The organism is Dactylosporangium sp. NPDC051485 (assembly GCF_040682015.1).
Classification (GTDB): Bacteria; Actinomycetota; Actinomycetes; order Mycobacteriales; family Micromonosporaceae; genus Dactylosporangium.
Genome location: NZ_JBFAZW010000001.1, coordinates 109,476 through 124,357 on the forward strand (window position 1 = coordinate 109,476; position 14,882 = coordinate 124,357).

The window sequence follows — 14,882 nt, forward strand, 5'->3', positions numbered from 1 at the left end:
GCTCGGTGTCCGCTACAGGCCCATCGTTATCTCGACCGGCCCAGCGCGTTCGGGACGTGCCCGAGCGTCCTGGCCAGCAGAACCGAGACTGTTGTCTGTGCTGGCTGGGCCACTTGGCCGCATTCGTTGCAGCGCCGACAGCGTACGAGTGGCCCCGGGTCGGCTGGCGCATGTCGTGCACGAACCCCCGCACCGTCACGCCGGCCAGCGCCCAACTGGTCGGCTCGGACTCCGTGAAACCTGGGCGATTCGCTGTAGCCACCGCCAGCCCAGTGCCGTGGCGCCCGGCCATGCGCCTCCATCGCGGAGTGGTCCCGCAAGTGCGTCCGCGCGTCCGCCGAGACAGCAGTCGTACAGGCGCCATCAACCCTTAGCAGCACCGTAGCGCCCCCGGACGGGGCGGCACGAATGTGCCAACCTTCACCGCGCCGCATCCTGGCCCGTGCTGCGTCATGTCGGTGCGTGTCCGCACATCCGTGACCGGTGTGCACCGGTCACCTTCCCGTCAACCCTTATTTGTCAACGTCGAACCTACGAAGGAGGCGAACCGCATATGCGCGTGACTTTCACGAGATCCGCAACAGTCCACAGTGGAAGGTAATGGTCACAAGCCAGGACCCGAAACCTTCCCGCCGTCGTCCGTCTGCAGGCGACGGGCCAGCCACCGAGGCGACTACCGCGCTCGGCGCCGACCTCACCCCCGACGGTCCCTCGCACCGCACCGGCCATCCCAACGCTCCGGGGACGTCACCGATGGCCCGTAAATCCACCCCTCCCACGCCCGCCCCCGACCCGGCCGACACCACGGGGGTGTCGGCGGCCGACCGGGAGATCATGCGCGCCCGGCTCACCGCGATGGCCGCGCCCCGAGACAGCGACAGCCCCCGACTGGCAAAGCTGCGCGCGGTCCTGCGCGACGAAACCCTGATGGCGCACGTCCGGGCCAACGTCGAAGCGTGGCCGCCGTTGGACGATGAGCAACGCGACACGCTCGCCGCGTTGCTGGACCGTCAGACCCGGCGGCGGCCCGCCCAGCGGCGTGCGGCCTGACAGTGGCCGGACATGACAATGGGGCGCCCCCCACGATCGGGGGCGCCCCGTGGCGTCCGGCCCAGCATCGCGCGGACTATGCGGCGGCGGCCGGGCTGCCACTACCCAACGTGTGCTTCGGGGCAATGTCCAGGGTGTTCGGGTCGAACCCGCGCCCCTTCCTCCCGGACGGCAGGATCGTCACCGTGCACAACCGGTCGATGAACAGCCGCTGATCAGCCAGTTCGAGGGCGCCCCACGCGGCAACTGCATCGGCGGCGTTGACCACTGCTGCCAGCGGGTCGGTGGTCACCGTGGCGTTCAACAGCTCGTCCAGCTCGGCGATGCGGGCGTTGGCCCGCTTCGTCGCCGCGATCACCTGCGCGCGGGTCTTGAGCCCCATCACCTCGTCCTCGGCCATCTGATCGAGGCGGTTGCGGATCGCTTTGCGCTCGGCGTGCACCGCATCCGCGTCCACGTCCGGCGCCGGGGCCGACAACAGCTCGTAGGCACGGTCATGGGTCAGCGCGTACATCATGTGCGCGAACACGGCGTTGTCAACGTGCTCCACGTTGCGCGTCAGGTGGTTGTGGTTCTTGCACCGGTAACGCGGCTGACGCCCACCAAGCGTGACCTGCACCGTGACCGGCTTGGCGGTCTCGGTTCCGAGCGGGGTGCAGATCCCGCATCGGTAGAGCCCCGTCCCGTGCCAACGCGGCGGCGCGCCCGGCCCCGTGCGGCGGGACGGGTCGGTCAACACGTCCCGCACCGCCTCGAACACCGCACGCGACACGATCGGTTCCCATGGTGCCGTGACCCCCTCCACGACCTCTCCCCGATACACCGTCAACGCGGCGTTGCGCGGACGCAACAGGATGTCCCGCAATGTTTCCGCGCTCCACGCCGCCCCGGTCACCGTGGCCACGTCCCCACCGCGCAGCTCGGCTGCGAGCGAGCGCAGGCTGATTCCCTGCAACAGCCGGTTGGCGCAGTCCGCGATCACGTCGATCTCGTCCTTGATCGTGCTGATCCCCGACCGACAGGACCGGCCACCATGCCACGGGCACACCACGTCGGCCGCGTCGGTCCCGGCGGGCACCTCCGGCGCCCCGAGGCAGAACCCGAACGGGCGGCGCCCCCCGCCGTACTGTCCGTTGAGCGCTTGGCGCTCCCGCGCCGCAGCGACGCGCCGGGCAGTGTCCCGCGATGCCTTGTTGGCCACCAACACGCGAATCTCCGCGTCGAAGTTGTCCCGGCCCTTCTCCATGTGCAACGAGCCGGTGACCGACTCCACCACGACCTTGTGTGGCGCGTGTTCCACCACGTCAATCAGATCTTGCAGGTCCTTCGGGTCGCGGAACGCCCGGTCAAGATCCAGGCACAGCAGGGCGTTGGCCCGACCGGCCGCGAGATCGCCCAGGGCCTCCCGAAGGTCCGGGCGAAACACCCGGTACTCCCGGCGCCCGTCCGGCAACGTGATCTTCCGACGCTTGTACGCGGACAGGCGCGGATTCTTAATCACCTTCCACACGTCCCAGCCAAGCTGCCCGGCCCGGTCGGTCATCCGCCGGATCTGATCGTCCAGCGAGAGGGGAATGCCCTCGTCCGTCAGATCGACGTCTTCGCGGTTGTCCGACAGCCGGGCCAGCAGGATTGCCCGGGGCCGGGCCGGGACGCCGAGGGGGGAAGCTGTTGCAGGCATGAATCTATTATGTGTTTGAATCAGGTTTACGGCAAGACCGCGCTGGCCGTGCACTGGGCGCACCGGGTCTCGGCCCGGTTCCCCGACGGCCAGCTCTACGTGAACCTGCACGGCTACGCCTCCTGCGACCGGCCGGTGCCGCCGATCGAGGTCCTCGGCGCGCTGCTGCGCTCGCTCGGGGTGCGCGAGGACCGGGTGCCCGACGACATCGGGGCGGCCTCCGCGCTGTACCGCTCGATGCTGGCCACCCGCCGGGTGCTGCTGTTCCTGGACAACGCCCGCTCGGTCGAGCAGGTCCGCCCGCTGCTGCCCGGCGGCCAGGGCTGCCTGGTCGTCATCACCAGCCGGGACCGGCTCACCGGCCTCGTCGCGCACGACGGCGCCCGCCGGATCACCCTGGACATCCTGCCGCCGGAGCAGGCCCGGGCACTGCTCAGCGAGATGCTCGGGGCCGACCGGGTGGCGGCCGAGCCGGAGGCGGCCGCCGAGCTCGCCGCGGCCTGCGCGCACCTGCCGCTGGCGCTGCGCATCAGCGCCGCCGACCTCATCAACCACCCGCACCGCGGCCTGGCCGCGCACGTGGCCCAGCTGCGCGCGGCCGACCCGCTGACCGCGCTGGCCGTGGACGGCGAGCGGGCGGTGCTCAGCGCGCTGGAGGTGTCGTACCGCAGCGTGCCGGCCGACGCCCAGCGCCTGTTCCGGCTGCTCGGCCTGGCCCCCGGCAACGACTGCACCGCCGCCGCGGCCGGCGCCCTGGCCGGCCTGCCGGGCGCCGAGGCTGGCAGCCTGCTCGACCGGCTCGCCGCGGCCCACCTGGTGGTCGAGTCCGCCCCGGACCGGTTCACGTTCCACGACCTGCTGCGCTGCTACGCCCGCGCCCGGACCACCACCGACGACCCGGCGCAGGAGCGCACCACCGCGCTGCGGCGCGCCTACGACTGGTACCTCGGCACGGTCGACGCCGCCGCGCGGCAGCTCTACCCGCAGCTGGTGCGGCTGCCGTACGCCGGGAAGGCCCCCGCCACCGAGTTCTGCGGCACCGCGCAGGCCCGCGCCTGGCTCGACGCCGAGCGTGCCAACCTCCTCGCCGCGGTCCGCCACGCCGTCGCCGACGGCTACCCGGAGATGGCCTGGCTGCTGGCCGACGCCCTGCGCGGCTACCTCTCCCAGGCCGGCCACCTCTTCGGCTGGCTGGTCGCCAGCCGGGCGGGCCTGACCGCCGCCGAGGTCTACGGCGACGTCGACGGCCAGGCCGCGATGCTCATCAGCCTGGCCCACGCCAACCAGTGGCTGTGCCGGCACGACGAGGCGGTGCAGTCCCTGCGCAGCGCGGTCCGCCTGGCCGAGGCCGGCGGCTGGTTCGAGGGCCTCGCCTGCGCCCGCAACAACCTCGGCATCCACTACGACGAGCTGGGCCGCCCCGACGACGCCCTGGAGCAGCACACCAAGGCGATCGCCCTGGCCCGCGGGCACGGCTCCACCCGCCTGCTGGTCGCGTTCCTGGACTCCCTCGGCCACCACCACCACATCACCGGCCGCCTGGCCGAGGCCATGGAGTGCTTCGACGAGAGCCTGCGCATGGCCGAGACCCTCGGTGAGGCGTCGCGCACCACGGCGTACCTGCTGTCGTCGCTGGCCGGGACCTACCACGCGATGGGCCGCCTCGCCGACGCCCTCGGCCTGGCCGAGCAGGCCCTGACCCTGTGCCGCGACGTCGGCAACCGCCTGCACGAGACCACGATCCTGTCCCTGCTGGCCGGCGTCCAGGCCGACCTCGGCCACCCGGGCCGGGCCATGGACCTGGCCACCGCCGCCGTCGCCACCGCCCGCGAGCTGGAAGGCAGCTACGGCACCGCCCAGGCGCTCATTGCCCTCGCCGGCGCCCACCGCGCCCTGGGCCGCCCCGGCCGCGCGGTCGAGCTGTACTCGGAGGCCTTCGCCCTCGTCTCCGACGTCGGCGCGGCCCACCACCGGGCCGCCGCCGAGATCGGCCTGGCCGGCGCGCTGCGCGAGCTCGACCGCCTCGACGCCGCCCTGGACCGGGCCCGCGACGCCCTGCACCGGGCCGAGCGCGGCGGCTTCCGCCTGCTGCAGAGCCACGCCCTGGCCACCATCGCCGAGATCGAGCTCAGCCGGGGCGACCACGCCGCCGCCCGCCGGGCCGCCCTGCGCGCCGCCGCCGCCCTCCGCCCGAGCGGCAGCCGGGCCGCCGAGGCCCGCGTGCGGGCCATCCTGACCCGGCTGCAAGTGGTTGAATCCTCGCCATGACCGGTTGGGTCGCGATGGCAAGCCCGATCCACGCCACGCACGAGGAGGTCACGCCATGACCATGCTCAACCGGATGCCGGACCACGACGTGGTCCGCCGCGAGCGGCTGTTCGAGGCCCACAGCTTCGGCAAGGCCACGGACAGCTACTACTCCTACGGCGAGGCCCAGCTGACCCGCGACGGCGACCTGATCCTGTACACCAAGGACAGCGGCTACTGGGTGGCCCTGATGGTCGGCGAGATGGTCGCCCTCTACCACCAGTGGTCGATCGTGTCCGTCGCCGACCTGCCCCGCCTGCTCGGCGACGGCCCCCCGTTCGAGAACATCCGCGCGAGCCTGCACATCCGCCCGGACGAGCACTCGATCGACGTGCGCAAGCGTTTCCACGAGTGGCTCACCACCGCGGGCGTCACCACGCGGTTCGAGAGCTACGACGAGTACAACTGAGGTCCGCTAACGGCGGCGGTCCAGCCGCCCGGCCAGGAGGATGAGGCCCGCCCCGACGACCGCGGCGATGAGCCCGAGCACGCCGTAGACGACGGTCAGCACCCACGAGGTCGTCGCGTGCCCGATCTCCACCCGCACCGCGATGGCGGCCAGCACGGCCAGCACGAGGAACCCGATGCCAACGGGCCGCACCCAAGTCATGGCGCAAGTAGACCATGTCCCCGCAACCCACCCGGCCTCCCCTGCCGCACCGCCGCCCGCAAACGGCCGGGGCACCATCCGGGTTGACGGCACAACATTGCATCTGTAAGGCTGACCTGACAGGTACTTCCCGGGGGTGGAGCGTGACCAGCGAGGAGCTTCTGGCTCAACTCGCCGCCGTCGGGCACGTGCAGCGGCTACGCATCATCGCCGAGCTGGCCAAGGGGCAGTTGCACGTGAGTGAGCTGGCGCGCCGGCTGGGCCTGTCCCGTCCCCTGCTCTACATGCACCTGGAACGGATGGAGAAGGCCGGCCTGGTGACCGGCCGGCTGGAGCTGTCGGCCGACGGTAAGGCCATGAAGTACATGGAGCTCACACCGTTCGAGCTGAAGGTGACCACGCAGACCGTGCTGGACGCCCTGCGCGAGGACGCATTGCACGGTGACGCTGACGCAGCAGCGATACTCGAACGAGGGGACACGTAAATGACGGGCGGGCTGATCGCGGTCGTGATCGTGCTGATCGCCATCGGGGGCATCACCGCGAGCCTGATGTCCTACTTCCGGCTCCAGCGGCACCGGGCGGACGCGGTGGCCATGGCGTCGTACCGCCGCCTCGCCGAGCAGGCCGTGGAGCACCAGACATTGCTCAACACCCGGCTGACCGAGATCGGCAAACGGCTGGACGCCATCGACGACCTGCTGCGGAGTGTGGGGTAGTGCACCGGCCCGGCGCATATCTGACCCCTCGCGCCGGACTCCGGGTGATCGGCACCCGTGCCCCGTGGCGCGCCATCGCCTATCTGGCGAGTTATCTGGTCGCCGGACCGCTGCTCTTCGCGTTCCTCGTCGGTGTGCTCCTGATCGCCGCGATCGCCAATATCACCTGGCTCGGGCTGCCGATCTCGATCGGCGCGGCAATGGTGGTCCGCGGTTGCGCCGCCGTCGAGCGAAACCGCGCGGCACTGGCCGGGCCGGCGATTTCCGGCGACTATCGCCCGCCGGCCGGCGGCGTCTTCACCCGCGCCCGCGTGCTGTGGACCGATCCCGCGATGGCCCGGGACTGCGCCTACCTGCTCGCACTGTTTCCGATCCTGCTCGTCCTGGATGCCGGCGCCCTGCTCCTGGGCTGCGTCACGATCGGCCTGCTCACCATTCCGGCCTGGTTCTGGCTGATGCCGCAGACCTGGCCGAACGGCGAGACCGGGCACGGCCTGATGATCGGGTCCTTCCCGGACGGCCCCGAGGCCGGCGGTTGGGGGCTCTGGATCGGCGACCTGCCCACGGCGCTTATCGTCGCCGTGGGCGCATTGATCGCCGGCGCGCTGGCGGTGGCGCCGGTGCTGATCGGCGCCGCCCGGCTGCACATCCGGTTTGCCGATCGGCTGCTGGGGCCGGCCGTGGATCCGCTGGCCGAGGCGAAAGCGATTCTCGCCGGGCCCGGCCCGTTGCCGTCCTGACCCGGCGTCGACCTACCTGACGCGGTGCTCCACGCCGCTACGGGCCGCCGGCGCGACCGCGGCCGGCGGCCGGGACGGCCACCAGCTGCGCGAGCCGAGCAGCGTCAGCGCCGCCGGCAGCATCAGGATGCGGACGATGACGGCGTCCATGATCACCGCCGCGGCCAGACCGAACCCGATCTGCTTGAGTTCGAGCAGGCCGACGAACAGGAAGCTGACGAAGACCGACACCATGACGACGGCGGCGCTGGTCACCACGCCGGCCGAGCGGGTGATGCCGTCGGTCACCGCGTCCCGGGTGGAGAGTCCCGCCTGCACCCGCTCACGGATCCGGCTGACCACGAAGACCTGGTAGTCCATCGACAACCCGAACAGGATCACGAAGAGGATCAGCGGGATCCGGGACGTGATGAACCCGTCGGTGCGCAACCACTGGAAGACGACGACCAACGCGCCGAACGCGGCCGCCGCCGACAGGACGTTCAGGGCGACGCCGAGCAGGCCGATCACGACCGAACGGAACGCCACGCTCATCATCACGAAGGTGACGGCCAGCACGAAGAGCACGATGGCCGGCGTGCGGGAGCCCTGGTGCTCGACGTAGTCGATCGAGCGCGCCACCTGGCCGGAGACCGCGTAACGGGCGCCCTGGACCTGGCCCACCGTCGCCGGCAGCAGGGTGTCGCGCAGCATCCGCAGGGAGTCCGCCGAGGCGGGGGCGTTGGTGCCGGTCGGGATCGGCAGCTCCAGCGTCGCGACAGTGCCGTCGGACGATGTGCGGATGCGGGGCTGATCGGGCCGCGCGAAGTGCGCATCAGCCCCGGCCCGGGCGGCCAGCTGGACCAGGGCCGCGCGCACCGCGTCCCGCCGCCCGGCCGGCGCCTCGACGGCGACGAGGTGCGCGACACCCTCGGTCGGGAAGGACCGCGTCATGCGGTCGTAGGCGGCGATCGCGGGGATGACGCGGGGAAAGGTGTCGTTGCCCTCCACCCGCAGCCGGATGCCGAACGCGGGCAGCGCCAGCAGCACCATCGCGCCCGCCGCGATGAGCAGCGTCAGCCTCGGGCGCCGCGTCGCCGGGCGCAGCAGGCTCGACCAGGCCCGCCCGGGCGCCTCGCTGATCGACTCGACGCCGCGGCGGCGCACCCGGCGGCGGTCGACCCGGCCGCCCAGCTTGGCCAGCAGGGCCGGCAGGGCGGTCAGCGAGCCCACCATCGCCATCAGCACCACGATGATCGAGCCGGAGGCGATCGACGAGAAGATCACGTCGTCGGCAAAGTAGAGCCCGATCAGGGACAGCAGCACCGCCGCACCGGAGACCAGGATCGTGTGACCGGAGGTCACGGCGGCCAGCTCGACCGCCTGTACGTGGGTCAGCCGCCCGCTGGAGCGCGCCCGCTCCTCCCGCGCGCGCTCGAGGTAGAACAGCGAGTAGTCGACCCCGACCGCCATGCCCATGAGCAGCACAACGTTCGCGACCGCGCCGCCCGCGTCCGGGAACACCAGGGAGGTCAGCGAGTAGAGGCCGAGCGCGCTGCCGACCGCCGAGATCGCCAGGATCAGCGGTACCGCGGCGGCAAGCAGCGCGCCGAAGACGACGAAGAGGATCGCCAGCGTCACCGGGAAGGTGATCATCTCGGCCCGGGACAGGTCGGCGCCGAGTTGCTTGCCGTTGCCCTTGGAGGTCGACGCCGTGCCGGTCTGTGCCAGCGTGACGCCCGGATGCGCCGCCTGCGCGGCGGCGACCTGGGCCTCGATCGGCGGCAACTTGGCGGTGGCGGCCTTGGCGTCGCCCTGCAGCGTGAAGGAGACCAGCACCGCGGTCCCGTCGGCGGAGTGCTGCACCGGCAGCACGTGGTCGACCCCGGCGGTCGACGCCAGCCGGGCGGCCACATCCGTCGCCGCCCGATCGGCCGCCTCCCCGGCCGGCCCGCCGGTGGCCGAGGTGATGAGCACGCGTTCCTGGGGCGGCTGGGTCAGCTGCCCGCGATCGGCGATCGACTCGGCCACACCGGCCTCGCCGACCCAGAAGTCGCGGCCGCTCGCCTGGTTCGTCCCGACAGCCGCACCGATTCCGACGGAGAGCACCACGAACCCGATCCACCCGAGGATTGCTTGCCACGGGTGCGCGGCACTCCAGCGTGCGATGCGCACAGCGACCCCCTGCCGCACCGGCGCGCTCATGCTCACGACCGCCTCCCCACCTAGCCCCTAACACCTGTAAGAAAAGACTGTCAGGTGCAAGCGTGAGGTGTCAATGGCATCCAATTCACGGGTGTCGAGTACCGCCGACCGCCGGCCAGAGCACCCAGCCTCCTCGGGTTGGCCGCCAGCCGGACGCGGAACTGATCCGCGCCATCCGCGGATACTCGACGCGGTACCCGCGGATGGCGCGGATCAGTTCGCTGACGGCGTGCCGGCTGCTGGTCCTCGAGGTGGTCGGCGTCCGGTCGGGTACTGCCTTCCCGACCTTGTGGTGACGCGCGTGAGGCCTCGAGTGCTCATCCCGCGAGCCGGTAGCTGGTCACGACGACCTGGCCATCGAGGGTGCGGGACTCGACGGTCCGCAGGTTGAGGCGCCGCTTCGGCCCGGCGAACAGCTTCCGGCCACCACCGAGGACCACCGGGTGTACGGCGACGTGATACTCATCGACGAGACCCAGCTCGGTCAGCGCGGCGGCGAGGTTCGCGCCACCGGTCAACAGCAGGTCGGCACCCGGCCGCGCCTTGAGCGCAGCGACCTCGGCGCGCAAGTCGCCCCGGATGACGCGCTCAGTCCACGCATCGCCCGGGTAGCCGCGGGAGAACACGATCTTCGGAGTCGCCCGCCAGAAGGGCGCGAACGCGGCGACGTGCGGATCCTGGGAGATCTCCTCGGCATTCGGCCAGAACCCGACCATCATCTGCCACACCGGCCGGCCGAACAGCAGCGTGTCGACCCGCCGGTCGAGCGACTCGGAATACGCCGACAGTTCCGGCCCCATAACCGGCCAGTCAAACTCCCCGTTCGGCCCATCGACAAACCCGTCGACCGACGTGTGCACCCAGTAGATGATCTTCCGCATGGCTGGCTCCTCCGCCTCGGCTGTTTCCCGGTCTCGCAGAGGGTCGGCACCGATCACACGCTCTCGACACCCGGCTGGAAAAAACTCGTCGGGTCGCCAAGACGCCACGCCACGGCTCCACGACAGCCCGGCGGCACCACGCGACACGGTCGCAACCTCAGCCAGGCCTCACGGAACAACCAGAACGTCCGCTCGCGCCACGAGTTGCCCGTGCCCCTCAGGGCGGACTTCTGCCGCACCTCGTACGATCGCGGCAGGCCAGGGGTGCGGAGTTTTCTGATGCCATTCTTCCGGGAGCTCGGAGCGAATGACGTCGAGGCGTTCGTGGCATTGTCGAATGACGACTGCAATGCGTCGGTGGTCGGATATTGCTAGTCGCCGTTGTGCGTGTTGCTGCACCGGCGGGCCTGCGCGGTAATGGTGCGGGTGAGTCGCAACTCTTCGGGGCAGGGTCCGGCGGTGCGGCGCCGTCCGTTTCGTGCGGCGCGGGATCACCGTCATACGCCACGCCGTCACTCTCGGGATGTCCGACCTGCTCAGCTGGTGTGACCGGGGGCGGCGCCGGTTCGCGCGCCGAGCCGTCCTGCTCGTCGACCGCCGGTGGCGGGGTGTCGCCGCGCACGCGGCGCAGCCGCTCGGCATGGCGCCTTTGCAAACCCCAAGCTCGATGCCGCTCATGTTCCTGACGGAACCGCTCAATCACCGGAGAATAACGACGCGACCTGGTCCGGTCGCGCATCGCGGCCAATTCGGTCTTGGTGAATAATTGCAGCTGCCCCACGTATCCGATTATCCCAGCGCCCGGCCGAAATCACCGCCCCGAACAGCACCGCATAATGTCAAATGGTGCACGCTCCGCCCGCGACGCAACCCCGATGATTATCTCGGTTCGAAGAGGGCCTGGTCCGCCTTGAAACACGTGCACGCATTCGCTGCGACGCGCGCGCCCTTGCCGTTGAACGGATTTACGAGGACGCGCGACGTGGTTGATGGTGCGCCGACGCTCACGACGTCCCGAGGCCGAGGTGGAGCCGGGCCGTGCCAGCGCCCGGAAAGCACGGCCCGGACACAGGCCCGGGGCCAGGAAAGCACGGCCAGGACCAAGCCCGGGCCCGAAGAGCGCGGCCCAGACCAGGCCCGCAGCCCAGGGAGCCGGCCCGCCCCGCGGCCCGGAGAGTCGGCCCGGGCCGGCGGGAGCGCTGGTGGGGAGGCGGCGGAGAGGCTGTTGCGTGCAGGCGAGACCCGCACCGGCACGGCCGGCAGGTCCCCGTTCAGGAACCGGGGGCGGTCGGGCCAAGGGTCAGACCGACCCCTGTGCGGGACTCGCCTGCATCCTTGCGGTCAGACCAGGCGCTTGACGTCGCCCAAGGCGCGGTAGAAGCCGCCGCGGGCGGCCTCGCGGATCTCCGTGACCAGGTAGCGGGCGCCGGGCTCGCGGATGCCCTTGGGGAACTGGACCTGCCAGTCGCTGTTGTAGCCGGGAGAGAGGACGCGGATGCGCAGGCGGGAGCCCTCGGCCACGCATTCCACGACGATGCCCTCCGACGGGTCGGTGGCCTCCTCGACGGTGGTGGAGGGGGTGGCGCGGTGCATCTGGGTGGGGGCCTTGACGTCGACGAACTCCGGGACGACGCCGTCCTCGGCGGCGCGCACGGCCGCCTCGCTGGCGTCGATGCAGGCCAGGGAACCGTCGGTGGTGACGATGTAGAGCTTCTCGTCGTGGTATTGCATCGAGTAGGCGCTGCCGCAGCCCGTGCCGAGCTTCCACAGGCGGGTGCCGTCGGCGGCGAAGCAGTAGACCGAGGAGCGGTGGTCGCCGGCGAAGACGTAGCGGCCGTCGGGGGCGGTGGCGCAGGAGAAGATGGTGTCGTCGCAGCGGTAGGTGACGCCGGGCTGGCCGGACTTCGCGAACTGCAGGACGGAGTTGGAGGACATACCGGCGTAGAGGGCGTCGGACTCCTGCCAGCCGAAGAGGACGGCGCCGGTGGTCGGGCGGTGCCACAGCTCGTCGCCGGTGCGCCAGTCGTAGGAGGTCACGCCGCGACTGTGGCCGTGGTGGACGGCGGTGGCGTCGCAGCGGACCATCCAGCCGGCGGAGCCGCGGCCCTGGCGCCGCCACAGGAACTCGTCCTCGTGGTCGATGCTGCACACGCCGCCCTTGGCGTCGGAGACGCCCAGGATGCCGTCGTGGATGTCCAGCCAGTAGATGTCGATGTCGGGGGCGATGGCATAGGCCAGGCGCGGGACCTTGCCGGACAGGTCGTAGACGTTGCCGTCGTCGCAGCCGGCGTAGATCCAGGCGTCGTCGGCCACGATGCACTTCACGCCGTCGGGCAGCTGGAACTGCCGCTGCACGGTGGCGTCGTGGCCCAGCACCGTGATGGTGCCGGACTCGTTGCCGACCATGCAGACGTCCTTGTCGATGAAGATGCCGAAGGCCGGGGCGCCCGAGCGGTACTTCCACAGCACCGGCGCCGTCTTCGCCGTCGAGCGCTGGCTCACGATCACGCGCCGGGTGACCGAGCGCGGCGCCCGCTGGCCGGGGATCGCCGGGGCATAGCCCTTGCGCACCTTCTCGCCGATCTTCTTCGCCGCGTCGGCCTGCGCCTTGGTCCCGTCGGCGTACGTCGTGGTCTTCGACTGGCCGCCGTCGCCGATGCGGCCGTAGCGGACCGTCATCTGGTTGCCATCGACGGTGACCTCGTAGAACTTGTGCGCGCTCCCGGTGTCCTCGGACAGCTCCAGATACGTCGTCTGCGGCATCGGCGGGAACCTTTCTCTGCTGAGGGGGTCGGCGACAGCGTAACTAGGGGGTACGACAAAAAGTCCCGCGGTACAGTCGGGCCCCAGGTCCACTCGCGAATCGAGGAGGCGTCATGCGCGCACGTGTCACGTCCCGGCCGCTGCCCACCTCGCCCGCGAAGGACCAGACACGTCTTGAGCATCCTCAATCTCGGCATCGTCGCGCACGTCGACGCCGGTAAGACCAGCCTCACCGAGCGCCTCCTCTTCGACGCCGGCGTCATCGACCGCCTCGGCAGCGTCGACGCCGGCAGCACCCAGACCGACACGCTGGAGCTGGAGCGCCGCCGCGGCATCACCATCAAGTCCGCCGTCGCCACGTTCGCGATCGGCGCGACGACGGTCAACCTCATCGACACGCCGGGCCACCCGGACTTCATCGCCGAGGTCGAGCGCGCCCTGCGCGTGCTCGACGGCGCCGTCCTGGTGCTCAGCGCGGTCGAGGGCGTGCAGGCCCAGACCCGGGTGCTGCTGCACACCCTCGACCGGCTGCGCGTGCCCACCCTGCTGTTCGTGAACAAGACCGACCGCACAGGCGCCGACCCGGACCGGGCGATCGCCGCGATCCCGTCCGCGGTCCCGATGTGGCGCGAGCACGCGGAGGCCCTCGCCGAGCGCGACGACGAGGCCCTCGCCGCCTACCTGGCCGGCGCGCCGATCCCGCCCGCCGTCCTGCGGCGGCTCGCGCACAGCGCCGCCGTCCGCCCGGCCTACCGCGGCTCGGCGATCACGGGCGAGGGCATCGCCGAGCTGACCGCGGCCATCGCCGAGCACCTCCCGAAGGCCGGGCAGGACGCCTGGGCGCCGCTGCGCGCCACCGTGTTCAAGATCGATCGCGATCATGCGGCGCACGTGCGGATCTTCAGCGGCCAGATCCGCGTCCGCGACCAGATCGGCCGGCAGAAGGTCACCGGGGTCGCCCCCGATCCCCTGGCGGCCGGGCAGATCGGACGCGTCTACGGCCTCAGGGGCCTGCGGATCGGCGACACCATCGGCGCTGCGCACCGGGCGGAGCCGCAGATATTCGCCCCGCCCACCATGGAGACGACCGTCGAGCCGGTCGACGCCGCGCAGCAGCACCGCCTGCACGCCGCGCTGAGCGAGCTCGCCGAGCAGGACCCGCTCATCAACCTCCGCCTGGACGAGGAGGCCGGCCGGCTGTCGGTCTCGCTGTACGGCGAGATCCAGAAGGAGGTCATCCGCGACACGCTGCTCGGGGAGTACGACCTCAGGGTCACCTTCGGCGAGACGGTCACCGTCCACGTCGAGCGGCCCGCCGGCCGCGCCCGCGCCGGGGCCGTCATCGACCGCGACGGCAACCCGCACGTGGCCACCCTGGAGCTGCTGCTCGAACCGGGCGAGGGGGTGCACGTCGCCGTGCCGGTGGAGCACATCCCGCTGTACGTCTACAAGACCACCACGGCGTTCCACCAGGCCATCGAACGGTACGTGCACGACGCCTTCGCCCGCGGCGGGCTGCACGGCTGGGACGTCGAGGGGGCGCGGGTCACGGTGACGCGCTGCGGCTACACCGCCCCGCGCAGCACGGCCGGCGACTTCAAGCGCCTGGTCCCGCTGCTGCTGCGGCGGGCACTGGCCGAGGCCGGCACGGTGGTGTGCGCGCCGGTGCACCGCTTCACCGTCGAGGGTCCGGCGGCGGCGCTGTCCACGATGCTGGGCGAGCTCCCGCGGTACGACGCGAGGACCGAAACCCCGCAGATCGACGGTGGCCGCTTCCGGGTGACCGGACGGGTCCCCTCGGCCCGGCTCGCCGCGCTGGAGCGGGCCCTGCCCGGCCTGACCCACGGCGAGGGCACCCTGGAGGCGGCGTTCACCGGCTTTCGGGACCAGCGATGATGGACCCGTGCTGCATCTGAGGGTGATCAAGGAGGCCGGGGCCGCGAACCC

Annotated in this window: 12 protein-coding genes; 7 read left to right on the forward strand and 5 right to left on the reverse strand. The window is 71.5% G+C overall.

All coding sequences use genetic code 11. The features are described from left to right. Nucleotides 1-753: 753 nt before the first annotated feature. Nucleotides 754-1,050: a hypothetical protein gene (locus tag AB0M46_RS00465; RefSeq protein WP_363332008.1), complete on the forward strand. Its 297-nt coding sequence runs from the start codon at nt 754-756 to the stop codon at nt 1,048-1,050. A gap of 76 nt (nt 1,051-1,126) precedes the next feature. On the opposite strand, the gene AB0M46_RS00470 is transcribed toward AB0M46_RS00465, so the two are convergent. Beyond that, nucleotides 1,127-2,731: a recombinase family protein gene (locus tag AB0M46_RS00470; protein WP_363332009.1), complete on the reverse strand. Its 1,605-nt coding sequence runs from the start codon at nt 2,729-2,731 to the stop codon at nt 1,127-1,129. 15 nt (nt 2,732-2,746) lie between these two features. Between AB0M46_RS00470 and AB0M46_RS00475 the strand changes: the two genes are divergently transcribed. Together AB0M46_RS00475 and AB0M46_RS00480 are read left to right on the forward strand one after the other, a co-directional pair. Further along, the gene (locus AB0M46_RS00475) at nt 2,747-4,999 is read left to right on the forward strand and encodes a tetratricopeptide repeat protein (RefSeq protein WP_363332010.1); all 2,253 of its coding nucleotides are present in this window, start codon (nt 2,747-2,749) and stop codon (nt 4,997-4,999) included. Nucleotides 5,000-5,054: 55 nt separating this feature from the next. Continuing rightward, nucleotides 5,055-5,447 carry a hypothetical protein gene (locus AB0M46_RS00480; protein WP_363332011.1) on the forward strand — a complete coding sequence of 131 codons (393 nt, stop codon included), beginning with the start codon at nt 5,055-5,057 and terminating at the stop codon, nt 5,445-5,447. A 6-nt stretch (nt 5,448-5,453) separates the two neighbouring features. Here the strand turns inward: AB0M46_RS00480 and AB0M46_RS00485 are convergent, their stop codons facing one another. After that, complete coding sequence (locus tag AB0M46_RS00485; RefSeq protein ID WP_363332012.1) at nt 5,454-5,648, reverse strand: hypothetical protein; 195 nt, start codon at nt 5,646-5,648, stop codon at nt 5,454-5,456. Between the two features lie 143 nt (nt 5,649-5,791). On the opposite strand from AB0M46_RS00485, the gene AB0M46_RS00490 reads away from it, so the two are divergent. The 3 genes from AB0M46_RS00490 to AB0M46_RS00500 are packed head-to-tail and all read left to right on the forward strand — an operon-like array spanning nt 5,792 to nt 7,107. Continuing rightward, nucleotides 5,792-6,133: a winged helix-turn-helix domain-containing protein gene (locus AB0M46_RS00490; RefSeq protein WP_363332013.1), complete on the forward strand. Its 342-nt coding sequence runs from the start codon at nt 5,792-5,794 to the stop codon at nt 6,131-6,133. Continuing rightward, complete coding sequence (locus AB0M46_RS00495; protein ID WP_363332014.1) at nt 6,134-6,367, forward strand: hypothetical protein; 234 nt, start codon at nt 6,134-6,136, stop codon at nt 6,365-6,367. It abuts the gene before it with no gap. A 44-nt stretch (nt 6,368-6,411) separates the two neighbouring features. Further along, entirely contained in the window at nt 6,412-7,107 is a 696-nt protein-coding gene (locus AB0M46_RS00500; protein WP_363332015.1) for a sensor domain-containing protein, read from the forward strand. Between the two features lie 12 nt (nt 7,108-7,119). Here the strand turns inward: AB0M46_RS00500 and AB0M46_RS00505 are convergent, their stop codons facing one another. The 3 genes from AB0M46_RS00505 to AB0M46_RS00515 form a co-directional block, all read right to left on the reverse strand. Then, nucleotides 7,120-9,291 (reverse strand): MMPL family transporter, encoded by a 2,172-nt coding sequence (locus tag AB0M46_RS00505; RefSeq protein ID WP_363332110.1) that lies wholly within the window; start codon nt 9,289-9,291, stop codon nt 7,120-7,122. A 317-nt stretch (nt 9,292-9,608) separates the two neighbouring features. After that, nucleotides 9,609-10,172, reverse strand: a complete 564-nt coding sequence (locus AB0M46_RS00510) for a dihydrofolate reductase family protein (protein ID WP_363332111.1) — start codon at nt 10,170-10,172, stop codon at nt 9,609-9,611. 1,341 nt (nt 10,173-11,513) lie between these two features. Beyond that, nucleotides 11,514-12,935: a WGR domain-containing protein gene (locus AB0M46_RS00515; protein ID WP_363332016.1), complete on the reverse strand. Its 1,422-nt coding sequence runs from the start codon at nt 12,933-12,935 to the stop codon at nt 11,514-11,516. Nucleotides 12,936-13,109: 174 nt separating this feature from the next. On the opposite strand from AB0M46_RS00515, the gene AB0M46_RS00520 reads away from it, so the two are divergent. Further along, the gene (locus AB0M46_RS00520) at nt 13,110-14,831 is read left to right on the forward strand and encodes a translation factor GTPase family protein (RefSeq protein ID WP_363332017.1); all 1,722 of its coding nucleotides are present in this window, start codon (nt 13,110-13,112) and stop codon (nt 14,829-14,831) included. Nucleotides 14,832-14,882: the final 51 nt, after the last annotated feature.

Bases quoted from the DNA above. Each gene is read 5' to 3' on its own strand.
- AB0M46_RS00465 (WP_363332008.1), top strand. From the start codon at position 754: ATGGCCCGTAAATCCACCCCTCCCACGCCCGCCCCCGACCCGGCCGAC.
- AB0M46_RS00470 (WP_363332009.1), bottom strand. From the start codon at position 2,731: ATGCCTGCAACAGCTTCCCCCCTCGGCGTCCCGGCCCGGCCCCGGGCA.
- AB0M46_RS00480 (WP_363332011.1), top strand. From the start codon at position 5,055: ATGACCATGCTCAACCGGATGCCGGACCACGACGTGGTCCGCCGCGAG.
- AB0M46_RS00485 (WP_363332012.1), bottom strand. From the start codon at position 5,648: ATGACTTGGGTGCGGCCCGTTGGCATCGGGTTCCTCGTGCTGGCCGTG.
- AB0M46_RS00495 (WP_363332014.1), top strand. From the start codon at position 6,134: ATGACGGGCGGGCTGATCGCGGTCGTGATCGTGCTGATCGCCATCGGG.
- AB0M46_RS00505 (WP_363332110.1), bottom strand. From the start codon at position 9,291: ATGAGCGCGCCGGTGCGGCAGGGGGTCGCTGTGCGCATCGCACGCTGG.
- AB0M46_RS00510 (WP_363332111.1), bottom strand. From the start codon at position 10,172: ATGCGGAAGATCATCTACTGGGTGCACACGTCGGTCGACGGGTTTGTC.
- AB0M46_RS00515 (WP_363332016.1), bottom strand. From the start codon at position 12,935: ATGCCGCAGACGACGTATCTGGAGCTGTCCGAGGACACCGGGAGCGCG.